This is a genomic window from Roseateles noduli (genome assembly GCF_050626985.1).
GTDB lineage: Bacteria > Pseudomonadota > Gammaproteobacteria > Burkholderiales > Burkholderiaceae_C > Roseateles > Roseateles noduli_A.
This window is the reverse complement of the sequence record NZ_CP192463.1, coordinates 288,229-311,956: the sequence shown is the minus strand read 5'-3', so window position 1 is coordinate 311,956 and position 23,728 is coordinate 288,229. Positions and strand designations below refer to the sequence as shown.

At 67.3% G+C, this 23,728-nt stretch carries 26 protein-coding genes and 1 tRNA gene; 14 read left to right on the top strand and 13 right to left on the bottom strand.

Features of this window, described 5'->3' with window-relative positions; genetic code table 11:
• Positions 1–16: 16 nt before the first annotated feature.
• Positions 17–886 carry a hypothetical protein gene (locus ACQ4L4_RS01480; protein WP_431102451.1) on the top strand — a complete coding sequence of 290 codons (870 nt, stop codon included), beginning with the start codon at positions 17–19 and terminating at the stop codon, positions 884–886.
• 43 nt (positions 887–929) lie between these two features.
• On the opposite strand, the gene ACQ4L4_RS01475 is transcribed toward ACQ4L4_RS01480, so the two are convergent.
• On the bottom strand, positions 930–1,349 hold the full coding sequence (locus tag ACQ4L4_RS01475; protein ID WP_431102450.1) for an acyl-CoA thioesterase: 420 nt from the start codon (positions 1,347–1,349) through the stop codon (positions 930–932).
• A 169-nt stretch (positions 1,350–1,518) separates the two neighbouring features.
• On the opposite strand from ACQ4L4_RS01475, the gene ACQ4L4_RS01470 reads away from it, so the two are divergent.
• The 7 genes from ACQ4L4_RS01470 (at position 1,519) to ACQ4L4_RS01440 (ending at position 8,486) form a co-directional block, all read left to right on the top strand.
• Entirely contained in the window at positions 1,519–1,803 is a 285-nt protein-coding gene (locus tag ACQ4L4_RS01470; RefSeq protein WP_431102449.1) for a hypothetical protein, read from the top strand.
• 68 nt (positions 1,804–1,871) lie between these two features.
• On the top strand, positions 1,872–3,287 hold the full coding sequence (locus ACQ4L4_RS01465) for a M20/M25/M40 family metallo-hydrolase (protein ID WP_431102448.1): 1,416 nt from the start codon (positions 1,872–1,874) through the stop codon (positions 3,285–3,287).
• Positions 3,284–4,219 (top strand): LysR family transcriptional regulator, encoded by a 936-nt coding sequence (locus ACQ4L4_RS01460; protein WP_431102447.1) that lies wholly within the window; start codon positions 3,284–3,286, stop codon positions 4,217–4,219. Before ACQ4L4_RS01465 ends, ACQ4L4_RS01460 begins: the two co-directional genes overlap by 4 nt.
• Before the next feature lie 72 nt (positions 4,220–4,291).
• Complete coding sequence (locus tag ACQ4L4_RS01455; protein WP_431102446.1) at positions 4,292–5,275, top strand: Bug family tripartite tricarboxylate transporter substrate binding protein; 984 nt, start codon at positions 4,292–4,294, stop codon at positions 5,273–5,275.
• A gap of 11 nt (positions 5,276–5,286) precedes the next feature.
• On the top strand, positions 5,287–6,525 hold the full coding sequence (locus ACQ4L4_RS01450; RefSeq protein ID WP_431102445.1) for a CaiB/BaiF CoA transferase family protein: 1,239 nt from the start codon (positions 5,287–5,289) through the stop codon (positions 6,523–6,525).
• Positions 6,522–7,325 (top strand): enoyl-CoA hydratase/isomerase family protein, encoded by an 804-nt coding sequence (locus ACQ4L4_RS01445; RefSeq protein WP_431102444.1) that lies wholly within the window; start codon positions 6,522–6,524, stop codon positions 7,323–7,325. The genes ACQ4L4_RS01450 and ACQ4L4_RS01445 overlap by 4 nt, the downstream gene beginning before the upstream one ends.
• A gap of 198 nt (positions 7,326–7,523) precedes the next feature.
• A complete protein-coding gene (locus tag ACQ4L4_RS01440; protein ID WP_431102186.1) occupies positions 7,524–8,486 on the top strand; it encodes an IS110 family transposase in 963 nt (320 codons plus the stop codon).
• 106 nt (positions 8,487–8,592) lie between these two features.
• On the opposite strand, the gene ACQ4L4_RS01435 is transcribed toward ACQ4L4_RS01440, so the two are convergent.
• From ACQ4L4_RS01435 to ACQ4L4_RS01425, 3 genes are all read right to left on the bottom strand, one after another.
• Positions 8,593–9,243 carry a YceH family protein gene (locus ACQ4L4_RS01435; RefSeq protein WP_431102443.1) on the bottom strand — a complete coding sequence of 217 codons (651 nt, stop codon included), beginning with the start codon at positions 9,241–9,243 and terminating at the stop codon, positions 8,593–8,595.
• Between the two features lie 16 nt (positions 9,244–9,259).
• On the bottom strand, positions 9,260–10,042 hold the full coding sequence (locus tag ACQ4L4_RS01430) for an SDR family oxidoreductase (RefSeq protein ID WP_431102442.1): 783 nt from the start codon (positions 10,040–10,042) through the stop codon (positions 9,260–9,262).
• A gap of 135 nt (positions 10,043–10,177) precedes the next feature.
• On the bottom strand, positions 10,178–10,579 hold the full coding sequence (locus ACQ4L4_RS01425; RefSeq protein WP_431102441.1) for an OsmC family protein: 402 nt from the start codon (positions 10,577–10,579) through the stop codon (positions 10,178–10,180).
• Positions 10,580–10,847: 268 nt separating this feature from the next.
• On the opposite strand from ACQ4L4_RS01425, the gene ACQ4L4_RS01420 reads away from it, so the two are divergent.
• Positions 10,848–12,533, top strand: coding sequence for a 4Fe-4S dicluster domain-containing protein (locus ACQ4L4_RS01420; protein WP_431104843.1), 1,686 nt, complete (start codon positions 10,848–10,850; stop codon positions 12,531–12,533).
• Positions 12,534–12,639: 106 nt separating this feature from the next.
• Here ACQ4L4_RS01420 and ACQ4L4_RS01415 read toward each other — a convergent pair whose 3' ends face one another.
• From ACQ4L4_RS01415 to cysS, 9 genes are all read right to left on the bottom strand, one after another.
• Entirely contained in the window at positions 12,640–12,915 is a 276-nt protein-coding gene (locus ACQ4L4_RS01415; RefSeq protein WP_431102440.1) for a hypothetical protein, read from the bottom strand.
• On the bottom strand, positions 12,908–13,174 hold the full coding sequence (locus ACQ4L4_RS01410) for a hypothetical protein (protein ID WP_431102439.1): 267 nt from the start codon (positions 13,172–13,174) through the stop codon (positions 12,908–12,910). Before ACQ4L4_RS01410 ends, ACQ4L4_RS01415 begins: the two co-directional genes overlap by 8 nt.
• A gap of 152 nt (positions 13,175–13,326) precedes the next feature.
• Positions 13,327–13,968: an FMN-binding negative transcriptional regulator gene (locus ACQ4L4_RS01405; protein ID WP_431102438.1), complete on the bottom strand. Its 642-nt coding sequence runs from the start codon at positions 13,966–13,968 to the stop codon at positions 13,327–13,329.
• Between the two features lie 134 nt (positions 13,969–14,102).
• Positions 14,103–14,195 (bottom strand) — tRNA-Ser (locus tag ACQ4L4_RS01400).
• Between the two features lie 69 nt (positions 14,196–14,264).
• On the bottom strand, positions 14,265–15,536 hold the full coding sequence (locus tag ACQ4L4_RS01395; RefSeq protein WP_067269429.1) for an aspartate kinase: 1,272 nt from the start codon (positions 15,534–15,536) through the stop codon (positions 14,265–14,267).
• A 38-nt stretch (positions 15,537–15,574) separates the two neighbouring features.
• Complete coding sequence (tilS, locus tag ACQ4L4_RS01390) at positions 15,575–17,077, bottom strand: tRNA lysidine(34) synthetase TilS (protein ID WP_431102437.1); 1,503 nt, start codon at positions 17,075–17,077, stop codon at positions 15,575–15,577.
• Positions 17,046–18,017, bottom strand: coding sequence for an acetyl-CoA carboxylase carboxyltransferase subunit alpha (locus tag ACQ4L4_RS01385; protein ID WP_431102436.1), 972 nt, complete (start codon positions 18,015–18,017; stop codon positions 17,046–17,048). Before ACQ4L4_RS01385 ends, tilS begins: the two co-directional genes overlap by 32 nt.
• Before the next feature lie 2 nt (positions 18,018–18,019).
• Positions 18,020–18,673, bottom strand: a complete 654-nt coding sequence (locus ACQ4L4_RS01380) for a DNA-3-methyladenine glycosylase family protein (RefSeq protein ID WP_431102435.1) — start codon at positions 18,671–18,673, stop codon at positions 18,020–18,022.
• A complete protein-coding gene (gene cysS, locus ACQ4L4_RS01375) occupies positions 18,673–20,070 on the bottom strand; it encodes a cysteine--tRNA ligase (protein WP_431102434.1) in 1,398 nt (465 codons plus the stop codon). The genes ACQ4L4_RS01380 and cysS overlap by 1 nt, the downstream gene beginning before the upstream one ends.
• 153 nt (positions 20,071–20,223) lie before the next feature.
• Between cysS and ACQ4L4_RS01370 the strand changes: the two genes are divergently transcribed.
• The 5 genes from ACQ4L4_RS01370 (at position 20,224) to ACQ4L4_RS01350 (ending at position 23,558) form a co-directional block, all read left to right on the top strand.
• Positions 20,224–20,769: a tetratricopeptide repeat protein gene (locus ACQ4L4_RS01370; protein ID WP_377156414.1), complete on the top strand. Its 546-nt coding sequence runs from the start codon at positions 20,224–20,226 to the stop codon at positions 20,767–20,769.
• A gap of 73 nt (positions 20,770–20,842) precedes the next feature.
• The gene (locus tag ACQ4L4_RS01365) at positions 20,843–21,418 is read left to right on the top strand and encodes a peptidylprolyl isomerase (RefSeq protein WP_431102433.1); all 576 of its coding nucleotides are present in this window, start codon (positions 20,843–20,845) and stop codon (positions 21,416–21,418) included.
• Positions 21,419–21,430: 12 nt separating this feature from the next.
• Entirely contained in the window at positions 21,431–21,934 is a 504-nt protein-coding gene (locus ACQ4L4_RS01360) for a peptidylprolyl isomerase (RefSeq protein ID WP_431102432.1), read from the top strand.
• A 17-nt stretch (positions 21,935–21,951) separates the two neighbouring features.
• Positions 21,952–22,770 carry a UDP-2,3-diacylglucosamine diphosphatase gene (locus tag ACQ4L4_RS01355; RefSeq protein ID WP_431102431.1) on the top strand — a complete coding sequence of 273 codons (819 nt, stop codon included), beginning with the start codon at positions 21,952–21,954 and terminating at the stop codon, positions 22,768–22,770.
• Entirely contained in the window at positions 22,767–23,558 is a 792-nt protein-coding gene (locus ACQ4L4_RS01350; RefSeq protein ID WP_431102430.1) for a zinc-dependent peptidase, read from the top strand. Before ACQ4L4_RS01355 ends, ACQ4L4_RS01350 begins: the two co-directional genes overlap by 4 nt.
• The last annotated feature ends 170 nt before the right edge of the window (positions 23,559–23,728 follow it).

Sequence of the window (23,728 nt, the reverse complement as noted above, 5' to 3'; positions counted from 1 at the left end):
CAGTCCTGGAGCTTTCATGCGAGTCCTTCTTCAAACCACGATCGCCGCGGACCCGGACGATTGGTCCATCGCGCGGTTCAGTCTGCTCAAGGAGTTTCTGGCGTCGCGTCGCGATGGCGACGGCCGCCCGCTGTACGAGGTCACCGCGCGGGACCGCGACCCCGGCCCCGGGCCGGACGCCGTGCTGCGCAGCCTGGACACCTCGTCCTTCGATCAGATGTGGCTGTTCGCGGTGGACGTGGGCAACGGCCTCACGCCCGAGGACTGCGACGGCATCCGGCGCTTCCACGAGCGCGGCGGCGGCCTGATGCTGACGCGCGATCACATGGACCTGGGGTCGTCGCTCTGCGGGCTCGACGGCTGGCTCGGGCGGGCGCACCACTTCCACTCCCGCAACGAGGAGCCGGACGAGCAACGGCGCTGCGTCGACGACACCTTCACGTCCTCGATCCTGTGGCCGAACTATCACTCCGGGGCCAACGGCGACTATCAGGAGGTCCGGGTGATGGAGCCCGCGCACCCTGTGCTGCGCGACCCGCTGTCCGAGACCGGCCTGCTGCGTGATCTGCCGGCCCATCCGCATGAGGGCGCGGTGTGCTCGCCGGGGGACGACGGCGGCGCCCGCGCGATCCTGCAGGGCACCAGCCGCGTGAGCGGGAATCGCTTCAACCTGGCCGTGGTGAGCGAACGCACGGCGGAAGGTGGACCGGTGCTGGCGCAATCGACCTTCCATCACTTCTGCGACTTCAACTGGGACGTCAGCAAAGGCTCGCCGTCCTTCGTCAGCGAGCAGCCGGGGGACGGGATGCGACGCCATCCGGAGGCGCTGCGGTCGACGCAGCAGTATGTGCAGAACGTGGCGCGGTGGCTGGGGGGCAAGGACTGACCCCAGGGGGCCTGAGCGCCCCGTCAACCATCCACGATCGCCATCACTCCAGATGCTGCCGCAGCCAGTCCGGCAACGGCACGGACCTCTGGATGGTGGCGTCCTGCCACACGGTCGTGGCGCCGCCCGAGGCGTAGATGACGCCGGGCTCGTCGAGCCGCTCCAGCGTGATCCACGTGTCGAAGCTGGAGCGCCCGGGATTCGAGACGTAGTGCTTCGCCAGGATCTCGCCCGGATAGGCGAGCTGCCGGTGGAAGTTGCAGAACGCGTTGACGATGACCGGCCCCTGGCCGTCGGGGCTCGGCGGATGGCCGAGGCTGGCTAGCCACTCCACACGCACGATCTCAAGATAGCGGAAGTAGACCGTGTTGTTCACATGGCCCATCGCGTCCATGTCGCCCCAGCGGATCTGGATGCGGGTTTCATGGACGAGCTTCTTGGCGTCGGGGAGTTCGAATCGCATGGTGGTCGGACGTGTGGGGCAAACCCAGCCATTTCAGCACCGATCGACGACGCGGATCGTCGCGATCGCGACCCTTGTCACGTCGCGACTTCACGGTCACTTCACCGCCAGGCTTCATGCTCCTTACCACCGCGCACGAGACCGTGCGTCCCGCAACGAGGAGTCGCCGATGAACCACCCCACCCGCCGATCACCGTCGTGGCGCCTTGCCCTCTGGGGCGGTGCCCTGCTCCTGCTCGTGCTGCCCTGGGCGGCCATGCAGGTCACCGCTGAAGTCCGCTGGGACCTGGCCGACTTCCTCGTGTTCGGCGTCATGCTCGCCGTGGCCTGCGGGGCGTTCGAAGCAGCGGTGCGTCTCACCGCCGACCGGCGTCGCCGCTGGTGGGCCGGCGCCGCGATCCTGGTCGTTTTCCTGCTCGTGTGGGCGGAGCTGGCGGTCGGCATCTTCCACTGACAAGACCGGGCGTCTTCGGGTTCGGCGCGAGCGTATCCTTCGCGCGCCACCACCGAAGGGAGACGCCCATGACCCGTGCCTGGTCGACGCTCGCCGTCGCGCTCGCGATCCTGATTCCCCGCGCCGAGGCGCTCGCCGCGGACGCCACGCCGCCGCGCGAGCTGCGTCGCTTCCACGATATCTTCAAGGAGCTCGTGGAGACCAACACGACGAACTCCTCGGGCAGTTGCACCGTCGCCGCCGAGGCGATGGCCAGGCGGCTCAAGCAGGCCGGTTATGCGGACGGCGACATGCAGCTCATCGTCCCGCCCGATGCGCCGACGAAGGGCAACCTCGTCGTGCGCCTGAAGGGCAACGGCGAGAAGCGCCCGCTGCTGCTGGTCGCGCACCTCGACGTCGTCGAAGCGAAGCGGGAGGACTGGGTCCGCGATCCCTTCAAGCTGATCGAGGAGAACGGCGTCTACTACGGCCGCGGCACCTCCGACGACAAGTCGCAGGTGGCCACGCATGTGAGCAACCTCATCCGCTACAAGGAAGAAAAACTCGTCCCGAAGCGCGACATCATCATGGCGCTCACCTGCGACGAGGAGATCATCCCGTCGAAGTGGGACGGCCTGGACTACCTGCTCAAGCACCACCGCGCGCTGATCGACGCCGAGCTCGCGCTCAACGAGGGCGGCGGCGGGACGCTCGACAAGAACGAGCAGCCGGTCTCGTACAGCCTGCAGATCGGCGAGAAGGTCTTCGTCGGCTATGAGCTCGAAGTGACGCACCCCGGCGGCCACAGCGCCGTGCCCGTGCGGGACAACGCGATCTACCGCCTCGCCGAAGGGCTCGCGCGTCTGTCGAAGTTCGACTTCCCCATCCAGTTCAACGACACGACGCGCGCCTACTTCGAGCGCGTCGCCCAGCTCGACGGCAACAAGGACATCGCGGCGGACCTGCGCGGACTGCTCGCGAGGCCGACCGACACCGCGGCGCTGGAGCGCCTGTGGGCGAAGTCGCCGGTCTACAACTCGAGCGTGCGCACGACCTACGTGGCGACGATGGTCGAGGCCGGTCACGCGACGAATGCGCTGCCGCAGCGCGCCCGCGCGACGGTGAATTGCCGCATCCTCCCGGGCCAGTCGGCCGAGGAGGTGCAGAAGACGCTTGTGAAGGTGATGGCCGACGAGCGCATCACCGTGCGCGCGACCAACGAGGCGCTGGCCTCGCCGCAGCCGCCGATGTCGCCGCTCGTGATCCAGGCGGTGGAAAGCACCGCCGCCGAGTTCTGGCCCGGCGTGCCCGTGATCCCGACGATGCTGGTCGCGACGACCGACGGCCGCTTCCTCAACAACGCCGGCATCTGGACCTATGGCGTGGGCACCTTCTCCGGCGTGGAGCCGAGCGGCGTGCACGGGCTCAACGAGCACATCCGGGTGAAGTCGCTGAACGACTTCCAGGAATTCATGTATCGCCTCGGGAAGAAACTGTCGTCATGACGCTGAAGCTCCCCGCACGTCCGCACTTCGATCTCACGACGGTGCACCTGTTCATCGCCACGGCGGAGTTCGGGAGCGTCACGCGTGCGGCGGAGCGACTGCACATCGCGCCGGCGGCCGCCTCGCGGCGCATCGCCGAGCTGGAAGCGCAATTCGGCCTGCCGTTGTTCCTGCGTCGCCCCCACGGCATGGCATTGACCGACGCGGGCCGCGCGATGCTGGCCCATGCGCGCAACATCACCCACACCGTGCTGCGCATGCAGGACGACGCTGCGTCGTTCGTCGGCGGCGCGCAGGGCGTGGTCCGGCTCGCCGCGCCGAAGTCGGCCGTGCTGCAGTTCGTCCCCGCCGACATCGAACGCTGCGCCGCCGCGTGTCCCGGCGTGAGCATCGACCTGCAGGAGATGAACAGCCTCAATGTCCAGCAGGCGCTGACGCGCGGCACCGCCGACATCGGCATCTTCGAATCCTCGCTGGGCGCCGTCGATCTCCCGACGATGCCTTATCGGGCCGATGAACTCGTGCTGGTCGCGCCGCGCGGTCATGCGCTGTTCTCGCACGCGCCCGCCACGCTCGACAACATCCTGTCCTGCGACGTCATCGGCCTGGGGGAAGGCTCCGCGATCTTCGCCCTGCTCGAGCGGCTGGCCAACGAGTCCGGCCGCCTGCTGCGCATGCGCATGCGCGTCGGCGGCTTCGACAGCATCGCGGCGCTGATCGCGCAGGGACTCGGCGTCGGCGTGATGCCCAAGGCCGTGGCGAAGACCGTCGCGGGCGGCGCCCGCTTCCTGCGCGTGGCGATCCCCGAGCCCTGGGCGCATCGCCAGTTCGTCCTCTGCTGCCGCCCCGCCGACAGCCTGTCGCCCGCGGCGGTCAGCGTCGCCGAGGTCTTCGCGCGTACGAATTTCGCGAAACCTGATCCGCCGAATTAGCGATGGCCGGCAGGCCCCTCGTTGCTCAATAGTCGTCCTCACGGAATTTCACGAGAACGACAGGAGACAACGATGCGCCGCAGAACCTTCACCCGTGCCGGCCTCTGTGCCGGGATGGGCGCCCTCGCCCTCCCCTCGCTGCTGCGCGCGGCCCCGCTGCCGACATCCCCCGTGCGGATCATCGTCGGCTTCGCCGCCGGCGGCGGCACCGACGTGCTGGCACGCGTGCTCGCGCAGAAGCTCACCGGGATGTGGGGCACGCAGGTCCTCGTCGAGAACAAGCCCGGCGCGACCGGCGTCATCGCCGCGGACTACGTGTCCAAGCAGCCGGCGGACGGCACCACGCTGCTGATGGCGCACGTCAACAGCAACGCCATCGCACCGGCGTTGATGCCCAACGTCAAGTACGACCCGCGCCGCGACTTCTCCCCCATCGTGATGGTCGGCGTCACGCCCAACGTGCTGACCTGCGTGGACACGCAGAAGGTGCGCACGGTGCCGGAGATCGTCGAGCTCTGCCGTAGCAAGCCGGGCCAGGTCTCGTTCGGCTCGTCGGGCATCGGCTCGGCGCAACACCTGGCCCTCGAGATGTTCATGCTCGCGACCAAGGTCAAGGCCACGCACGTGCCCTACAAGGGATCGTCGGCGCTGCTGGTCGACCTCATGGGCGGCCAGATCGACTTCGCCTTCGACACGATGACCGCGGCCACGCCCTTCATCAAGCAGGGCAAGGTCACCGCGATCGCGCAGACCCGGCTCAAGCGCGCCAAGAGCTACCCCAACGTCCCCACGCTGGCGGAGTCGGGATGTCCCGGCCTGGACGCGGCATCGTGGTACGGCCTGGTCGGCCCCAAGGGCCTGCCCGCCGAGATGGTCCAGCGCATGAACCAGGACGTGAACAAGGTGCTCGCGCTGCCCGAGATCGCGGCGAAGCTCGATGAATTCGGCGCGGAAGACGCCGGCGGCAGCAGCGAGAAGTTCGGCGCCTACATCCAGACCGAGTGCACGAAGTGGGCCAAGGTCGTGAAGGACGCGAACGTCCGCGTCGAAGCCTGAAAGGAGTACCGATGACCGCATCGACCGCATCCACCCGCCCGTTGCCGCTCAAGGGCGTGCGCGTGCTCGACATCAGCCAGGTCATGGCCGGCCCGTATGCCTGCATGCTGCTGGCCGACCTCGGCGCCGACGTCGTGAAGATCGAGCCGCCCGAAGGCGACCAGACGCGTGGCGCGATGGGATTCAAGATGAAGGGGCCCGACAGCATGGGTTTCCTCAACATGAATCGCAACAAGCGCAGCGTGACGCTCGACCTGAAGTCCGAGGCCGGCAAGCAGGTGCTGCACCGCATGGCCAAGGAGGCGGACATCCTCGTCGAGAACTACCGGCCCGGCGCGATGAAGCGGCTCGGCATGGACTACGAGACGCTCAGCGCCATCAATCCGGCGCTGGTGTACGTGAGCATCTCGGGCTTCGGACAGTCGGGGCCGTGGTCGGAGCGGCCCGGCTTCGACCTGATGGCGCAGGCGATGTCCGGCGTGATGAGCGTGACGGGTTATCCCGGCGGCCCGCCGGTCAAGGCGGGCGTGCCAGTGGCCGACATCGGCTGCGCGCTGTTCGCGGTCTACGGCGCGCTGTCGGCCTACATCGGCGCGAAGGCCAGCGGGCGCGGGCAGTACGTGGACGCGTCGCTGTTCGACTCGGCGCTGGCGTTCTCGGTCTGGGACACCTGCGAGTACTGGGGCACCGGCCGCGAGCCGACGCCGCTGGGCACGTCCAATCGCATGAGCGCGCCGTACCAGGCGGTGAAGGCCTCGGATGGCTACTTCGTCATGGGCGCGACCAACCAGAAGCTGTGGCAGAAGCTGTGCGGACTGCTGGAGCGTCCCGACCTGCTGGCGGAAGAACGCTTCGGCTCCGTGGCCGCGCGGCTCGCGAATCGCGAGGAACTCATCGAGTCGCTGGAGCGCAGCTTCGCCGCCGACACCACCGAGCACTGGATCGATCGCATGCTGGCCGCGGGCATTCCGGCGGGTCCGATCCTGACGTATCCGCAGGCGTTCAACAGCGAGCATGGCAAGCATCGCAAGATGCGCATCGAGATCGATCATCCGAACGAAGGCAGCGTGCCCAACATCGGCTTCGCGGTGAAGCTGCTGGGCACGCCGCAGGAAGTGCGGCATCCGCCGCCGCTGCTGGGTCAGCACATCGACGAGGTGCTGGCGGAGTACGGCATCGAGGCGGCGGAGCTGCGCGCGCTGGCGGAGGCCGGCGCGTTCGGCGAGAAGCGCGCGAAGGCTGGCGCATGAGCGAGGGCACGAGCCAACAAGGCGCCACCCGCCTGAGCCGCGAGGGCTCGATCGCGACGATCACCTTCGATCGACCCGAGGCGCGCAATGCCATGACGTGGGAGATGTACGGGCAGTTGGCCGAGCACTGCGAGTCGCTCGCGCGTGATCGGGCGATCCGCGTCGTGGTGTTCCGCGGCGCGGGTGGTCAAGCGTTCGTCGCCGGCACGGACATCGCGCAGTTTCTCGCCTTCCGGAACGGGATCGAAGGCGGCGACGACGGCGTCGCCTACGAGCAGCGCATCGACAGCGGCATCCAGCTCGTCGAGCAACTACCGATGCCGACGGTCGCGGTAATCGAAGGCTGGGCCGTCGGCGGCGGGCTGGCGATCGCCACCGCCTGCGACTTCCGCATCGCGACGACGGATGCGAAGTTCGCGGTGCCCATCGCACGGACCTTGGGCAACACGCTGTCCGCGGCCAACATCGCGCGGCTGCAGGCGGCGTGGGGACAGCAGCGCGTGCGGCGCATGCTGCTGCTGGCGGAGTCGCTGCTGGCGGATGAAGCGCTGGCGTGCGGCTACCTGCACGCGGTCTGCGCCGCGAGCGAGCTGGACGCCGCACGCGACGCGCTCTGCGACAAGCTGAGCCCGCTCGCGCCGGTGACGCAAGCGGTCAGCAAGGAGATCCTGCGCCGCATCACCTCAAGCAACCTGCCCGACGTCGACGACCTGATCCGGCAGTGCTACGGCAGCGCGGACTTCCGTGAAGGCGTGGGGGCGTTCACGGAACGCAGGAAGCCGGTGTGGCGGGGTGCGTAGACCCCGGCCCTCACCCCTGCCCTTGTATGTAGCAAAGTAGCCCAGGCCGTTACAGGCCGACCAGCCCAGGGTAGGCGCTTCGGCGCCATGCCGAGGGAGAGCGAGGGTCGTGGTGGCCGACCTCATTCGCCATGACGGACAGCCCGAACGGTTGTGAGGTCCATTGAGGCCGTATCGAACGCAAGGAAGGGCGCTGTCATGAGCGAAGAGATCTTCATCGGTATCGACGTTTGCAAGGCTTGGTTGGACGTGGCTCAGGTGCCCGCTCCGCCTGCCGACAAGTCCGGTGCGTTGGCCACGAGGGTGGACAACGACGAGCCCGGACGAGCAGTGCTGGTGTCGCAGCTCAAGAAGCTGGGGCCCACGCTGGTGGTGATGGAGGCCACCGGTGGCTTCGAGGCGGCGCTGGCGGGTGAGCTGTGCGCGGCGGGAATCGCCGTGGCGGTGGTCAATCCCAAGAAGGTGCGCGACTTCGCCCGGGCCGCCGGCGTCCTTGCCAAGACGGACCGGCTGGACGCGAAGGTGCTGGCCGAGTTTGCTCAGCGCATGCGTCCGCAGGTGTACGCGCTGCCGGATGAGACGCAGCAGGAAATCATCGAACTGGTGGATCGGCGAGCGCAGTTGGTGACCATGCGCGCACAGGAAAAGAACCGCTTGTCCACGGTCAAGCACGTGGCGCGCACGAGCGTGCGACAGCACATCGAGTGGCTGGATAAGCGGATCAAGGAGATCGACAAGGATCTGGACGGTCGCTTGAAGGACTCGACGATCTACCAGCCCAAGTACGAGCTGCTGGACAGCGTGCCGGGTATTGGCCGAGTCACGATCACGATGCTGCTGGGACGCCTGCCGGAGTTGGGCAGCTTGGACCGCAAGCGCGTGGCGGCGCTGGTGGGCCTGGCGCCGTTTGCCGACGACAGTGGCAAGCGGCGCGGCCAGCGCTACATCCAGGGCGGACGAGCAGACGTCCGCACGGCGATGTACATGGCTGCGCTCACGGCCAAACGATGCAACGGGCCCATCAAGGCGTTGTACGAACGCCTGCGCTTGGCGGGCAAGCCCTTCAAGGTCGCGATGACTGCATGCATGCGCAAGCTGCTGATCATCCTCAACGCCATCCTCAAAACCGGCCAACCCTGGAGAAACGCCGAAGGCGCTTGACACGGTTGCTCTCCCGCAAGCGGGAGAGGGGGTAAGAACGGCGCCGATCGGACTCCCTCTCCCGCTTGCGGGAGAGGGCGGGGGTGAGGGTCAGCAGCCTCGGCAGTCAGTCGGAAATGCCGAGCTCTGCCTGAATCTTCGCCACGACCGCTTTCAGTTGGTCGAGCTCCGCGCGCAGCGCCGCGATCTCTTCATCGCGCGCGCTGTTCGATGACGAACTGGCGCTCGACGACGCTGCCGACGCCACGTACACCGGCACCGCCGGCTCTCCGCTCAGCAGATGCGCCCATCGCGCCTCTCGCGCGCCGGGCGCCTTCGCCAGCTTCACCGCCAGCGCGGGCTCGCGCGCCGCGAGTTCCTCGAGGAATCCCTCCACCGACGACACGTCCGCGAAGCGGTGCAGGCGCTCGCAGTTCAGCCGCAGTTCCGCCGAGGTCTGCGGACCGCGCAGGATCAGCACCGTCAGCAGCGCTTCCGCCTGCCCCGGCACGCCCAGCACGCGCTTCATGTTGTGCTCGAAACGCGCCACGCGGCTGCCGCTCACCGTGTTGACCAGGCTCATCGCCTTCAACTCGTCCAGCACCGCGGCCACGTCGGACTCGCTCGCGGTCATCACCGGATCGCGCGCGGTCTTCTGGTTCACGCCCAAGGTCAGGCTGTTCAGCGACATCGGGTAGCTGTCCGGCACCGTGGACTCCTTCTCCACCAGCACCGCCAGCACGCGCGCTTCCAGCGCGCTCAGTTCTCTCACAGCCATCGACTCGTTTCTTTCCTCAAACTCCGAATCCGTCGTCCGCCTGGATGACCGCGCCGTTGATGAAGCGGCTTTCCTTCGCGCACAGCATCAGCAGCGTCGTGTCCAGGTCCTGCGGCGTGCCCACGCGCTTGCGCGGCAGCAGCTCCACCAGCTTGCGGCCCTGGTCGGTCTGCCAGTGGTGGCGGTTGATCTCCGTGTCGATGTAGCCGGGGCAGATGGCGTTGACGTTGATGTCGAACTTGCCCCACTCCAGCGCCATCGCCTTGGTCATGTGGATGACCGCCGCCTTGCTCATCGCATAGACGCCGATCTGCGACAGCACGCGCAACCCCGCCATCGACGCGATGTTGACGATGCGCCCGCCCGTGTACGTGCCCGGCGCCGCGCCGCGCGCCCGCGCCAGCATGCGCTTGCCCACTTCCTGCGCGACGAAGAACGCGCCGCGCACGTTCGTGTCCATCACGAAGTCGAAGTCCTCCGGCGACACGTCGACCAGTCGCTGCGTCGTGCTGACGCCGGAGTTGTTGATCAGGATGTCCAGCGTGCCGACCTCCGTCTCCGCCCGCGCCACCGCCGCGGCGATGCTCTCCAGGTCGGTGACGTCCATCTGCACCACGTGCGCGTCGCCGCCGCCGGCCTCGATCTCCGCGCGCAGGTCCTTCAGGCGGTCCACGCGTCTGGCCGCCAGCACCACGCAGGCGCCCGACTTCGCCAGGGTCCTGGCGAACTGCGCGCCCAATCCGCTGGACGCGCCCGTGACGAGGGCCACGCGGCCCTCCAGATCGATGCTGTAGCTCATGGCAAGGTCTCTCGCAAAACTTCTCGTGTGACCGGACAGGTGCCGATCACGATAGCACGCAAGACCCGCCCCGATGATGATCCCGGGCCGCGGCCGGCCATCAACCGGCCCGTCAACCGGCCCGTCAATCGGACATCAACCGGCCATCACGGTTTCGATCTCCGTCTTCACCTGCGTCATCAGCTTGTGCACCGGGCACTTGTCCGCCACCGCCAGCAGCTGCTGGCGTTCCTCGTCACTCAGGGTGCCCACGAAGGTCAGCGACGCCTTCAGCTTGTAGAGCCCTTGCCGCTCCTGCGAGCGGTCGCTCTCCACGTCCACCAGCACGTCCTCCAGCGCCATGCCTTTGCGCCGCGCGTACCAGAGCACCGTCAGCGCCTTGCAGGACGCCAGCGCGGCGTCATAGAGCTCGTGCGCGTCGGGGCCGGCGTCCTCGCCGCCGCCTTCGACCGGCTGGTCCGCCGTCAGCACATGCTTGCGGATGCTCACCGTCTGGCGCATCGGGCCGGTCTTGTCGCGTTGAACGTGAATGCTCATGAGGGTCCTCGGTTCGAAGGCTTGGAAGATGAATCGCTTCGCAGCCATGGTACGGCGCGTGCCCCTGGCACAGGAGCCCCATTCGGGTCGGCCCGGATGAAGGTCGCGCGATCGACACCCCTCTCTATTTCATAAAAAGCACGACCGTTCTTTTTTCCCTTCACGCGGCTAGAATGCGCCGCAAACCGCCCCAGCCAGACAGCGAGCCGGCCCCCGCCGATCCGCGCGTGCACGGCCAGGACTCCGACTAGAACGAGCAAGGATGACCATGACCTCCGAAGAACTCATCGCCCAGTACGGTCCGCGCGACAGCATGGACTACGACGTCGTGGTCGTCGGCGGCGGTCCCGCCGGCCTGGCGACCGCGATCCGGCTCAAGCAGATCGCCGCGGAGAAGGGCCAGGAGATCTCGGTGGTGGTGCTCGAGAAGGGCTCGGAGGCCGGCGCGCACATCCTTTCCGGCGCGGTCATGGACCCGCGCGCGCTCACCGAGCTGTTCCCCAACTGGAAGGAACTCGGCGCGCCGCTGGGCCAGCCGGTCACCGGCGACCAGGTGCTGTTCCTGAGCGAGTCCGGCCACACCGACACGCCGCAGGCGCTGATCCCCCGCTGCTTCCACAACCACGGCAACTACGTCATCTCGCTGGGCAACGTCACGAAGTGGCTGGCGCAGCAGGCCGAGGCGCTGGGCGTGGAGATCTTCGCCGGCTTCGCCGCGGCCGAGGTCGTCTACGACGAGCAGGGCCGGGTCAAGGGCGTCGCCACGGGCAACGTGGGCCTCGGCAAGGACGGCGAGCCGCATGAAGGCTTCCAGCTCGGCATGGAGCTGCACGGCAAGTACACGGTCTTCGCGGAGGGCGCGCGCGGCCACCTGGGCAAGCAGCTGATCGCGAAGTTCCAGCTCGACGCGGGCAAGGATCCGCAGACCTACGGCATCGGCATCAAGGAGCTGTGGGAAGTGCCGGCCGACAAGGCGCAGCCCGGCCTGGTCGTGCACACGGCCGGCTGGCCGATGGACAACTCGACCTACGGCGGCGGTTTCCTGTACCACCTCGAGGGCAACAAGGTGACGCTGGGCTTCGTGGTCGGCCTCGACTACCAGAACCCGTGGATGTCGCCGTTCGAGGAGATGCAGCGCTGGAAGACGCACCCCGCGATCCGCAAGCACATCGAAGGCGGCAAGCGCCTGGGCTACGGCGCGCGCGCGATCACCGCCGGCGGTCTGCTGAGCCTGCCCAAGCAGGTCTTCCCGGGCGGCGCGTTGGTCGGCGACGACGCCGGTTACCTGAACGCCGCGCGCATCAAGGGCAGCCATGCGGCGATCAAGTCCGGGATGATGTGCGCCGACGCCATCGTCGAGGCGCTGGCCGCGGGCCGCTCGTTCGACGAGCTGAGCGCCTACCCGGCCGCCTTCGAGAAGAGCTGGCTGCGCGAGGAGCTCGATCAATCGCGCAACTTCAAGGCCTGGTTCAAGAAGGGCACGACCGTCGGCGCGCTGATGACGGGCATCGAGCAGTGGCTGCTGCCCAAGCTGGGCATCAAGAGCCCGCCGTGGACGCTGCATCGCGACAAGCCCGATCACGTCTTCCTGCGCCCCGCGTCGGAGATGCCGAAGATCGAGTACCCGAAGCCGGACGGCAAGCTGACCTTCGACCGGTTGTCGTCGGTGTTCGTGTCCAACACGAACCATGAGGAGAACCAGCCGGCCCACCTGACGCTGAAGGACAACAGCATCCCCGTGCAGGTCAACCTGGCGAAGTACGCGGGCCCCGAGGCCCGCTACTGCCCGGCCGGTGTCTATGAGTTCGTGAAGACCGACGACAACGTCGAGCGGCTGCAGATCAACGCGCAGAACTGCGTGCACTGCAAGACCTGCGACATCAAGGACCCGACGCAGAACATCGTCTGGGTCACGCCGGAAGGCGGCGGCGGGCCGAACTATGTGAGCATGTGATCGAAGGCGGCTTCACAGCCGCATCGCTCGACAACGAGAAGGCCCGCTTGCAGCGGGCCTTCTTCTTTTCTCGACGTCAATCTACGTCAGAACACTGGGCGGCAGATCACTGCAGCATGTTCTTCGGCGGCGGGTTGCGGAAGCACCCGCCAGACATTGCCCCTCCAAGCATGCCTCCCACCGATGCCCCTGCAAGGCCAATCAAGTTCCCAGTCGCAAGGCCACCAAAGAGGCCAACGATCATTCCGCCAAGAATGCCTTCGGTGCACGATCCGTGGCCGGCCCCCTTATCGAGTTGCGAGACCTTCATCGGGCCGCCGCCGCCATTGCCCATGCCACCGTACACACAGTCGATCTCTTCTTCAGTGAGCTGTTCAAACATCTTCTTCTCCAATGGGTTGATCGCCCTTCGCGCCAGACGGGCGACGGGCTCTATGACGGCGATGCCGCCATGTTCGACACAACAAGTCCAGGAGATAGACGATGCAAAGCATCGAGCCCGTCATGAGGACAAAGTTCGGAATCCTTTCGCCGAACCCTGCGAGTTTCACCATGAACGCGACGAAGAATCCGAAGCCGCAGCGCAGAAGAAATTTCCACACTTCTCGCCGCGCCCAACCCTTGTCTTCATTCCCAGACACGTCGCCATCTCCTTGCGTTGTTGCAGAGCGCAACGTTAGGAGGACACGCGTCGAAGATCACTGACCCAAAGTTGCTGGGCGTGTTCGGGGAAGTCCTAGATGGCAGTCCGAGCGCGATCAGGCAAGACCTGACCCCATGAGCAATCCCTCGCTCAGCGCGGCGCGAGCTCCCTCACCCATCTCGCCAGGATCTGCTCCTCCAGCGAGCCGTGGTGCTCCTGATGAGCCAGGATGCGCTCGCGCTCGGCGGCGCTGCGGTTCTGGCTGATCTTGGCCTTCATCGTCCAGCGCTCCACCGGCACGCGGAAGCCGACGATCGCGCCCAGCATCTTGCGCTGGAAGTCTTCCGGCAGGCCGCGCCATTGCGCTGCGTAGTCGGGTTCCTGCGTCGCGATGAGGCGCTTGAGCAGCGCGTCCTTCGCGTGCTCCTCGTCGATGATCTGCACGCGGCCATGGACCTGCAGGGTCAGGTAGTTCCACGTCGGCACCGACAGCGGCGTGTCGTAGTGGCTCGGCGAGATGTAGGCGCCGGGACCGTTGAACTGCACGAGCACCTCGCCCAGCTCCGGCGACATCAGCGCGGCCACATGCGGGTTCGCGCGCGCCAGGTGACCTTCGAGCCACCAGCCCTCGCCATCGGCGGGATCGGTCGGCGCACCCCAGATCATCGGCACCGGCGTCGCCGACAGGCCGTGCGCCGGATCGATCAGCATCAGCGTGGACAGCGGATGCTCCTGGATCATCAGCCGGGCATGCGACAGGTCCGGCAGGTCGAAATGCTTGGGCGTGTACATGCGATGACTTTAGGACACATCGCCCGAAGACCGCTGAAAGTTTTCCTGACCCACTGCAGTAGTCTGGAATGCATTCAGTCGCCCCGGAATGCAAAAACCCCCGCAACTTGCGCTGCGGGGGTTTCACATCTGGTTGGCGGAGACGGAGGGATTCGAACCCTCGATGCAGGTTTTGCCCACATACTCCCTTAGCAGGGGAGCACCTTCGGCCACTCGGTCACGTCTCCAACCGGAGAAGCAGCGACTATAGCATGGCTTCTCGCGCGCTCAAGTGAAACGCAGGCCTCATTCCTTCATCAGGCCTCGATGTCCTGATCCAGATCGAACGCGCGATGCAAGGCGCGCACAGCCAGCTCCATGTACTTCTCGTCGATGACGACGGAGGTCTTGATCTCGCTGGTCGTGATCATCTGGATGTTGATGCCCTCTTCCGACAAGGAGCGGAACATCTTCGACGCCACGCCCACGTGCGAACGCATGCCGATGCCCACGATGGACACCTTGCAGATGCGCTGGTCGCCGGTCACCTTGGCGGCCTGCACCGCCGGTCCCACGACCTTCTCCAGCAACTCCATCGCGCGCTGGTAGTCGTTGCGGTGCACGGTGAACGAGAAGTCGGTCTTCCCGTCCTGCGACACGTTCTGGATGATCACGTCGACGTCGATGTTGGCGTCGGCCACCGGGCCCAGGATCTGGAACGCGATGCCGGGCTTGTCCGGCACGCCCAGCAGCGTCACCTTGGCCTCGTCGCGGTTGAATGCAATGCCGGAGACGACGGCTTGTTCCATTTGTTCGTCCTCTTCAAAAGTGATCAGGGTGCCGGACTTGGCTTCTTCGTCGATGTCGATGTCCCAGGGCGTGAAGCTGCTCAGCACGCGCATCGGGACGCGGTACTTGCCGGCGAATTCCACCGAGCGGATCTGCAGCACCTTGGAGCCGAGCGAGGCCATCTCCAGCATCTCCTCGAAGCTGATGGTGCTCATGCGGCGCGCTTCCGGGACGACGCGCGGATCGGTCGTGTAGACGCCGTCGACGTCGGTGTAGATCAGGCATTCGTCGGCCTTGATCGCCGCGGCGATCGCCACCGCCGACGTGTCCGAGCCGCCGCGGCCCAGCGTCGTGATGTTGCGGTCCTCGTCCACGCCCTGGAAGCCGGTGATGACGACCACGCGGCCGGCGTCGAGGTCGGCCTTGACCTTGGCGTCGTCGATGCTCTCGATGCGGGCCTTGGTGTACGAGTTGTCGGTCGACACGCCGACCTGCCAGCCGGTGTAGCTGACGGCGTCCATGCCCTCGGCCTGCAGCGCGATCGCCAGCAGGCCGACGGAGACCTGTTCGCCGGTCGAGGCGATCATGTCGAGTTCGCGCATCAGCGACGGCGACGAGCTGCCCGGCGACAGTTCCTTGGCCAGGCCGAGCAGGCGGTTGGTCTCGCCGCTCATCGCCGAGGGGACCACCACCATCTGGTGACCCGCTCGCGCCCATTTGGCGACGCGCTTGGCCACGTTGCGGATGCGGTCGGTCGACCCCATCGAGGTGCCGCCGTACTTGTGAACGATCAATGCCATGGGAGTGTCAGAGGCCTGCTGCGGGTGGATCGGCGATTCTAAGACCCGCCCTTGCCCGCAACGTCGCTGTCCATGCGGGATCCGCATGCCTCGGGCACCCAGCGCAGTGCCATTTGTGCTTCATCGGCCGGCGCGATCCAGCGCGCGTCGATGCCCAGTCCGGGCGCGAAAAGCAACGCGCCATCGACGTAGATCAGCGGCCCTTCCCTCTGGACAGCGGGGATTCCGGCGGTCTGCCAGCACTTCCTGAGCGAGCGGGCCAGGCCCTTGGCATGTGCCTGGAACTGCTCGCCGCCTTCGCGCGGGCGCAACTCGACATTGCTGAGCGCAGAAAGCGAAACACCCCCCGTGCTCACGGGTTCGACATCGAATGCGCCGCCCCACGCCGCCACCGGGTGGCGCCCGGGCCGGGTGAGATCGATGCGCATCGCCGTGTCGTCCACCGCGGCGGCGACCCCGAGTCCCAGCAGCGATGCGGGCAGTGCCTCCGCTCGAGCGGGACTTCGCACCCGCGGTGGCGCTTGCACGAAGAACCTACCGCGATAGAGATGCAGCTCGGCCTCGCCCAAGGGCCAGCGCGCCACGGTTGCGGCCGGCGCCTCCGCCATCAGGCGACGAATCAGGGTCGCGGGTGCGGTCCGTCCTGTCGCGCGATGCAGCCAGGCGCGCAATGCGTTGGACGCGCGCGCCGGACTGAGCGTACCCAGCATGGCCTGCGACAAGCCGTCGTCATCGGACCAGCGGGTCAGATCCTCCTCGGCGATCTCGCGCTGGAGTTCCGCCGCTTCCTGCGCCCATGAGGCGGCCTGCGCCAGCGCGGCTTCCGCGCCGGGAGCCTCCGCGGTCAGCGCGGGCCATGCCTGCAGGCGAAGCCGGTTGCGGGCGAAACGCGCGTCGCCGTTGCTGTCGTCCTCGATGAAGCGCAAGCCATGCTCGGCGACATAGGCCTCGATGGATTCGCGCCGACGATCCAGCCAGGGACGAACCCAGCAGACGCCGTCGCGCCACTGCGTGCGCGGCATGGCGGACAGTCCGGCCACGCCGGCGCCGCGCATGGCCTGCAGCAGGAAGGTCTCCGCCTGATCACGCCGGTGATGCGCCAGCAGCAGCAGATCGGCGCCGGCCGCGAGGGTCAGGCGTTGCAACGCCTGATGTCGGCCGGCACGAGCCCAGGCCTCGATGCTGTCGCCGGGTCCGGGCGCGCCGCCCAGCCGCTCATGCACGAGCGACACGGGCAGGCCTTCCGCCGCCCAACCCTCGATCTGCGCCTGCAGATGCGTCAGCCACGCGTCGGCGTGATCGCTCAGCCCATGATGGATGTGCAACGCCACCACGTGCAGCCCGAGCGGACGGGCGGCAACAGCGGTGGCGTGGAGGAGCGCCGTCGAATCGCGGCCGCCGCTGGTGGCGACCGCAATCACGCGGCGGGAGGCTTCGTCGGAGCCGGCTTGAGCCCCGGGCTGGTCGCCGGTAGCAGCACCGGCGTCGACGCCGGCGTCGGAGCGCAGATCAGCGGCTCTTGGTGTCGCCGAATCGACCATAGGCCTGCAGACGCTCGTAGCGGCGGTCCAGCAGTTCCTTGGTCTTCAGGTCGGAGACCTGGCGGAGCGCATCGCCGAGCGCGCGCTTCAGGTTGGACGCCATCTGCTTCGGATCGCGATGCGCGCCGCCCACCGGCTCGCTGACGATCTTGTCGATCAGGCCCAGCGCCTTCAGGCGGTGCGCGGTGATGCCCAGCGCCTCGGCGGCCTCGGGAGCACGCGCCGCCGTCTTCCACAGGATCGACGCGCAACCTTCCGGCGAGATCACCGAATAGGCGGAGAACTGCAGCATCAGCACCTGGTCGGCCACGCCGATCGCCAGCGCACCGCCGGAGCCGCCCTCGCCGATCACGGTCGCGATGATGGGCACTTCAAGTTGCGCCATCTCGAAGATGTTGCGGCCGATCGCTTCGGACTGGCTGCGCTCTTCCGCGCCGATGCCCGGGTACGCGCCCATCGTGTCGATGAACGTGAACACCGGCAGGCCGAACTTCTCGGCCAGCTTCAGCAGGCGCAGCGCCTTGCGGTAACCCTCGGGGCGCGGCATGCCGAAGTTGCGCAGCGTGCGCTCCTTCGCGTCGGAACCGCGCTGATGGCCGATGACCATGCAGGCCTGGCCGTTGAAGCGCGCGAGACCGCCGACGATCGCGGCGTCATCCGCGAAGTGGCGGTCGCCGTGCAGCTCTTCGAACTCGGTGAAGACTTCGCTGCAGTAGTCCAGCGTCTGCGGACGTTGCGGATGGCGCGCGACCTGATAGACCTGCCACGGCAGGACATTCGAATAGATGTCCTTCGTGAGCTGCAGGCTCTTCTTGCCGAGGCGGTCGATCTCTTCCGAGATGTCCACCGCGGACTCGCTCTGCACGTAGCGGAGCTCGTCGATCTTGGTTTCGAGCTCGGCGATCGGCTGCTCGAATTCGAGGAAGTGTTTCTTGCTCATTCTCAGTAATCCACGGGTAGCGGATCGAGGCTCCGCCAAATGTACCATGTGGCCACCGAGCGATACGGGGCCCAGCCCTCGCCCAGCTCTCGGGCCTCCGCGCGCGACACGGGTTCGTCGCTGAAGTAATGCTGGCTGATGCCTTTCAGCAGTCCCAGATCGTCCAGCGGCAGCACGTTCGGCCGCATCAGGTGGAAGATCAGGAACATCTCCGCCGTCCAGCGGCCGATGCCGCGGATCGCGACCAGCTCGTCGATGATGGCTTCGTCTTCCATGTGCGCCCATTGACGCACATGGACCTGACCGGTTTCGAAATGCTGGGCCAGGTCGCTGAGGTACTCGACCTTGCGCACCGAGAGCCCGACGGCGCGCAGCGCGGTCTTGTCGAGGCTCAGCACCTCGGTCGGCTTGATGCGGTTGGACGGTCCCGAGGTCAGCTCGGCGAACTTGTCCCACACGCTCTGCGCCGCCTTCACCGAGATCTGCTGGCCGACGATGGAACGCGCCAGCGTCGTGAACGCGTCGCCGCGGCTCTGCAGCCGCGCCTCGCCGAATTGCGGGATCAGCTTCTTCATCACCCGGTCGCGCTTGACCAGATGTCTGCAGGCTTCGTCCCAATAGTCCGGGGTCACCCCGGCGGTCGCGACACGCGCCATCAGGCCTGCTCTCCAACCTTCGATGCACGAACCCAGGTCGTGCCGGTCGGGGAATCCTTCAGCTCGATGCCTTGTTCGGCGAGCGCCTTGCGGATGCGGTCGGCCTCGGCGAAATCACGGCCCGCCTTGGCGGCGGCGCGCGCGGCGATCTGCGCGTCGATCGCGGCCTCGTCCAGGCCCGCGCCGGCTTGCAGGAAGGTCTTCGGCGCCTGCTGCAGCACGCCCAGCACGCCGCCCAGCGCCTTCAGCAGACCGGCGTCCTGCGCGGACCGGTCGCGATTGACCTGATTGGCCAGTTCGAACAGCACGGCCAACGCGCCGGGCGTATTGAAGTCGTCGTCCATCGCGGCCTTGAACGCCACCGCCGGACCTTGCGTCCAATCGATGGTCACGTCCGCCGGCGCGACCGCGTCCAGCGCCGTGTACAGCCGGCGCAGCGCGGTGCGTGCATCGTCCAGGCTGACATCGCTGAAGTTGAACGGGCTGCGGTACTGCGTGCGCAGCATGAAGAAGCGGATCGACTCGCCGTCGAACTTCTCCAGCACTTCCCGGATGGTGAAGAAGTTGCCCAGGCTCTTGGACATCTTCTCGCCGTCGATGTTCAGGAAGCCGTTGTGCAGCCAGTAATTGACGAAGTGGCCGAAGGCGCCTTCGCTCTGCGCGATCTCGTTCTCGTGGTGCGGGAACTGCAGGTCCATGCCGCCGCCGTGGATGTCGAAGCGCTCGCCCAGCAGCGCGCAGCTCATGGCCGAGCACTCGATGTGCCAGCCCGGGCGGCCTTCGCCCCAGGGGCTGGCCCACTTGGCCTCGACGGGCTCCTCGGCCTTGGCCGACTTCCACAGCACGAAGTCCAGCGGATCGCGCTTGCCGTCGTCGACCGCCACGCGTTCACCGGCGCGCAGCTGGTCCGGCGACTTGCCGCTGAGCTTGCCGTAGCCGTCGAACTTGCGCACCGCGTAGTTCACGTCGCCGCCGCCGTCGGCCTGGTAGGCCAGGCCCTTGGTCTCGAGCCTGCCGATGATGTCCAGCATCTGCGGGACGTACTCGGTGGCGCGCGGCTCATGCGTCGGCTTGGCGATGCCCAGCGCGTCGAAGTCGCGATGCATCGCGGCGATGTTGTCGCTGGTGAGCTGGCCGATCGTGATGCCGCGTTCGAGCGCGCGACGGATGATCTTGTCGTCGATGTCGGTGATGTTGCGCACGTACGTGACGTCGAACCCGCTGGCCTGGAGCCACCGGTAGACGACGTCGAACGCGATGTTCATGCGCGCATGGCCCATGTGGCACAGGTCGTAGACCGTGATGCCGCAGACGTACATGCGGACCTTGCCCGGCTCGATGGGTTGGAAGTCCTGGAGCTGGCGGTCCAGCGTGTTGTAGATGCGCAAGGAAGACATACGGGGCTCGCGCCGCGCTGGCGACGGGTCGCGAGGGGCGGCGCAATCGACAGTTCGGACGGTGCGGTGCGGGTGGGCCGGAGAGCCGGCCGGGAGGCGAGCGGGAGACGAAAGCTCGCTCTAGAATGCCCGGCAGTATAGCGGCCCGACCCCATGCCAAGACTTCCGTCAAGACTTCCCGCCCTGATCCGCTTCTGCTGCGTCGCCCTGGCGCTGACCGGCGCGACCCTGACGCATGCCGCGACGCTCGACGACGCGCAGGCCCTGTGGGCCGCCGGCAAGCGCGACCAGGCGATCCAGACCGCCGAGACCGGCCTGAAAGCCACGCCCGACGACCCGCGCCTGCGCTTCGCGCTGGGCACGATGCTGCTCGAGCAGCAGCAGCTCGAGCGCGCCCGCGCCCTCTTCACCGGCCTGACCGAGGACTTCCCCGACCTCGCCGACCCGTACAACAACCTGGCCGTCATCCACGCCGCGCGCGGCGAGTACGAGGCGGCCCGCCAGGCGCTGACCCGCGCCCTGGACCTGCAGCCCGACCACGCGCAGGCGCAGGAGAACATGGGCGACGTGCTGATGCGCCTGGCCCAGCAGTCCTACGAACGCGCACTGAAGCAGGCGCTCGGCGACGACACCGCGCTGAAGGTCAAGTTGCAACGCGTCACAGCGTTCAACAACGCCAAGGGCGTCCAGGCGCGATGATCGCGGGCGGCGCGCCGACGGCGCGTCGTCGAACACCGCCCCTTCCACCGTTCCCCACACAGACATCAGGACCATGCGGACATCCAAACTCCTGCTCGCCGCCGGCGCCGCCGTGCTGGGCCTCGCGGCCTCGTTCGCCCAGGCCCAGGTCGTCAAGCTGAGCACCACCGCCGGCGACATCACGATCAAGCTGGACGCGGAGAAGGCGCCGAAGACGGTCGCCAACTTCCTCGCCTACGTGAAGGCCGGCCACTACAACGGCGTGATCTTCCATCGCGTCATCGGCGACTTCATGATCCAGACCGGCGGCTACACGCCCGACCTGAAGCAGCGCCCGACGCGCGCGCCGATCCCGCTGGAAGCCGGCAACGGCCTGATGAACATCCGCGGCTCGATCGCGATGGCACGGACCAACGACCCGAACTCGGCGACCTCGCAGTTCTTCATCAATACCGTGGACAACCCGGGACTGGACCCGGGCTACGCGTCCGATGGCCGCGGCTACGCCGTGTTCGGTTATGTCACCGAGGGCATGGACGTCGTCGACAAGATCCGCGCGGTGCCGACCGCGCCGTCGCCGAAGAACCCGGCGTTCCAGAACCTGCCCAACACCCCCGTCCTCATCAACAAGGCCACCGTCGAGAAATAAGGAGTTGACGACATGAGCAAGAAAGTCGAACTGCACACCAACCATGGTCTGATCACCGTGGAGCTGGATGACGCGAAGGCCCCCAAGAGCGTCGAGAACTTCCTGGCCTACGTGGCCAAGGGCCACTACGACGGCACGATCTTCCACCGCGTCATCAAGGGCTTCATGGCCCAGGGCGGCGGCTTCGAGGAAGGCATGAAGCAGAAGCCGACCGACGCCCCGATCCAGAACGAGGCCAACAACGGCCTGAAGAACGACAAGTACACGCTGGCGATGGCGCGCACGAACGCGCCGCACTCGGCCAGCGCCCAGTTCTTCATCAACACGGTCGACAACGACTTCCTGAACTTCAAGAGCGAAAGCCCGTCGGGCTGGGGCTACGCGGTGTTCGGCAAGGTCGTCGGCGGCCAGGACATCGTGGACAAGATCGAGAAGGTCAAGACCAGCCGTTCGGGCTTCCACGACGATGTGCCGGTCGATCCGGTGATCATCGAGCGCGCCGTCGCGGTCGAGTGAGTCCCGGGTCCGTCGCCTTGCCGCTGCCCCGTGCGGTGGTGCCCCTGGTACCGCTGCGGGCGGCGGGCGGCTGGCGGCGGATCGACCTGCTCTCCGACCTGCACCTGTCGCCGGACATGCCGGCGACGCTGGCGCGGTTCCGCGCCCACCTGGCGGCAACGTCGGCCGACGCGGTCTTCCTGCTCGGCGACATCTTCGAGGCCTGGATCGGCGACGACGCGCGCTGGCAGGCCGGGACCTTCGAGCAGTTCGCGCTCGATCTGCTGCGCGAGGTGTCCTCGCGCAAACCCCTCTTCTTCATGCATGGCAACCGCGACTTCGCGCTCGGCGAGGCGATGGCGGCGGATGCCGGCATGCGGCTGCTCGGCGATCCGACACGCCTGGAGGCGTTCGGACGTTCGTGGCTGCTGAGCCATGGCGATCAACTCTGCCTGGGCGACGTCGGTTATCTGAAGGCCCGCGCGGTGGTGCGCCGGGCCGACGTGCTGGCGGCGCTGCGCGCGATGCCGCTCTTCGCGCGGCGCGCGTTGGCGCGACACCTGCGCGCGAAGAGCCGGATGCATCAGTCCGATCCGTCCACGTGGGCGGATGTCGATGACGACGCGGCGCGTGCGTGGCTGCGCGCCTCGGGCTGCGACACGCTGATCCACGGCCATACGCACCGGCCCGCGGTGCACGATCTCGGCAACGGGCTCACGCGCGCCGTGCTGTCCGATTGGGACTACGACCATGGCGGCCCTGGCGGCGGTCGCGGCGACGTCTTCGTCCTCGATGCCGACGGCCTGCGCCGGATTGCCCCGATGACATCGGCCATCGAGGTCACCCTCGCATCATGATCGGCAGCCTGTTCCAACGCTGGCGCGATCGCCGCGAGCGCAAGCTGCTCGACCAGTTCGCGATTCCCGACCCGCTGTGGGAGCTCACGCTCACGCAGTACCCCTTCATCGCCCGCCGCAGCGAGGCGGACCGCACCGAGCTGCGCCGCCTGTGCTCGCTCTTCCTGGCGGCCAAGGAGTTCCACGGCGTCAATGGCTTCGAGGTCACCGACCAGGTCGCGGTGGCGGTCGCCGCGCAGGCCTGCCTGCCGGTGTTGCGCCTGGGGCTCGAGTGGTACGACGGCTTCGTCGGCATCGTGATGCACGAGGGCGAGGTCATCGCCGCGCGCGAGACCATGGACGAGGACGGCGTCGTCCACGAGTACGACGAGACGCTCGCCGGCGAAGCCATGGAAGGCGGGCCGCTGATGCTCGCCTGGAGCGAGATCGCGCCCGAGGCCACCGAGCGCGTCGAGGGCCACGACTCCGTCTACAACGTCGTGATCCACGAGTTCGCGCACGTGCTCGACATGCGCGACGGCGAACCCGACGGCGCGCCGACCATCGACGATCCCGCGCTGCGGCTGCAGTGGGGAGCGACGATGGAAGCAGAGTGGAATTGGTTCTGCGATCAGGTCGACGCGGGCGTCGCAACGCTCATCGATCCCTACGGCGCGGAAGCCCCCGAAGAGTTCTTCGCCGTCGCCGTCGAAGCCTTCTTCGTCGCGCCGCGTGAGCTGCTCGCGGAGCAGCCCCGGTTGTATCGGCTCCTCGCCGGGTTCTTCAGGCAAGACCCGGCACACGGCTGAGCAACATCAAGGGAACCCGGGCCCCGTCTCCTCCGTCTCCCTCCTTTGTCGGCCGCCCCGGCCGACAAATTCCCTCCTTAAGCTGCGGAGACGGGGCCCGGGTTCCCTTGATGCGATACATCGAGCACCGCACCAATGAAAAAGCCCGCGTGAGCGGGCTTTGGGGGTCA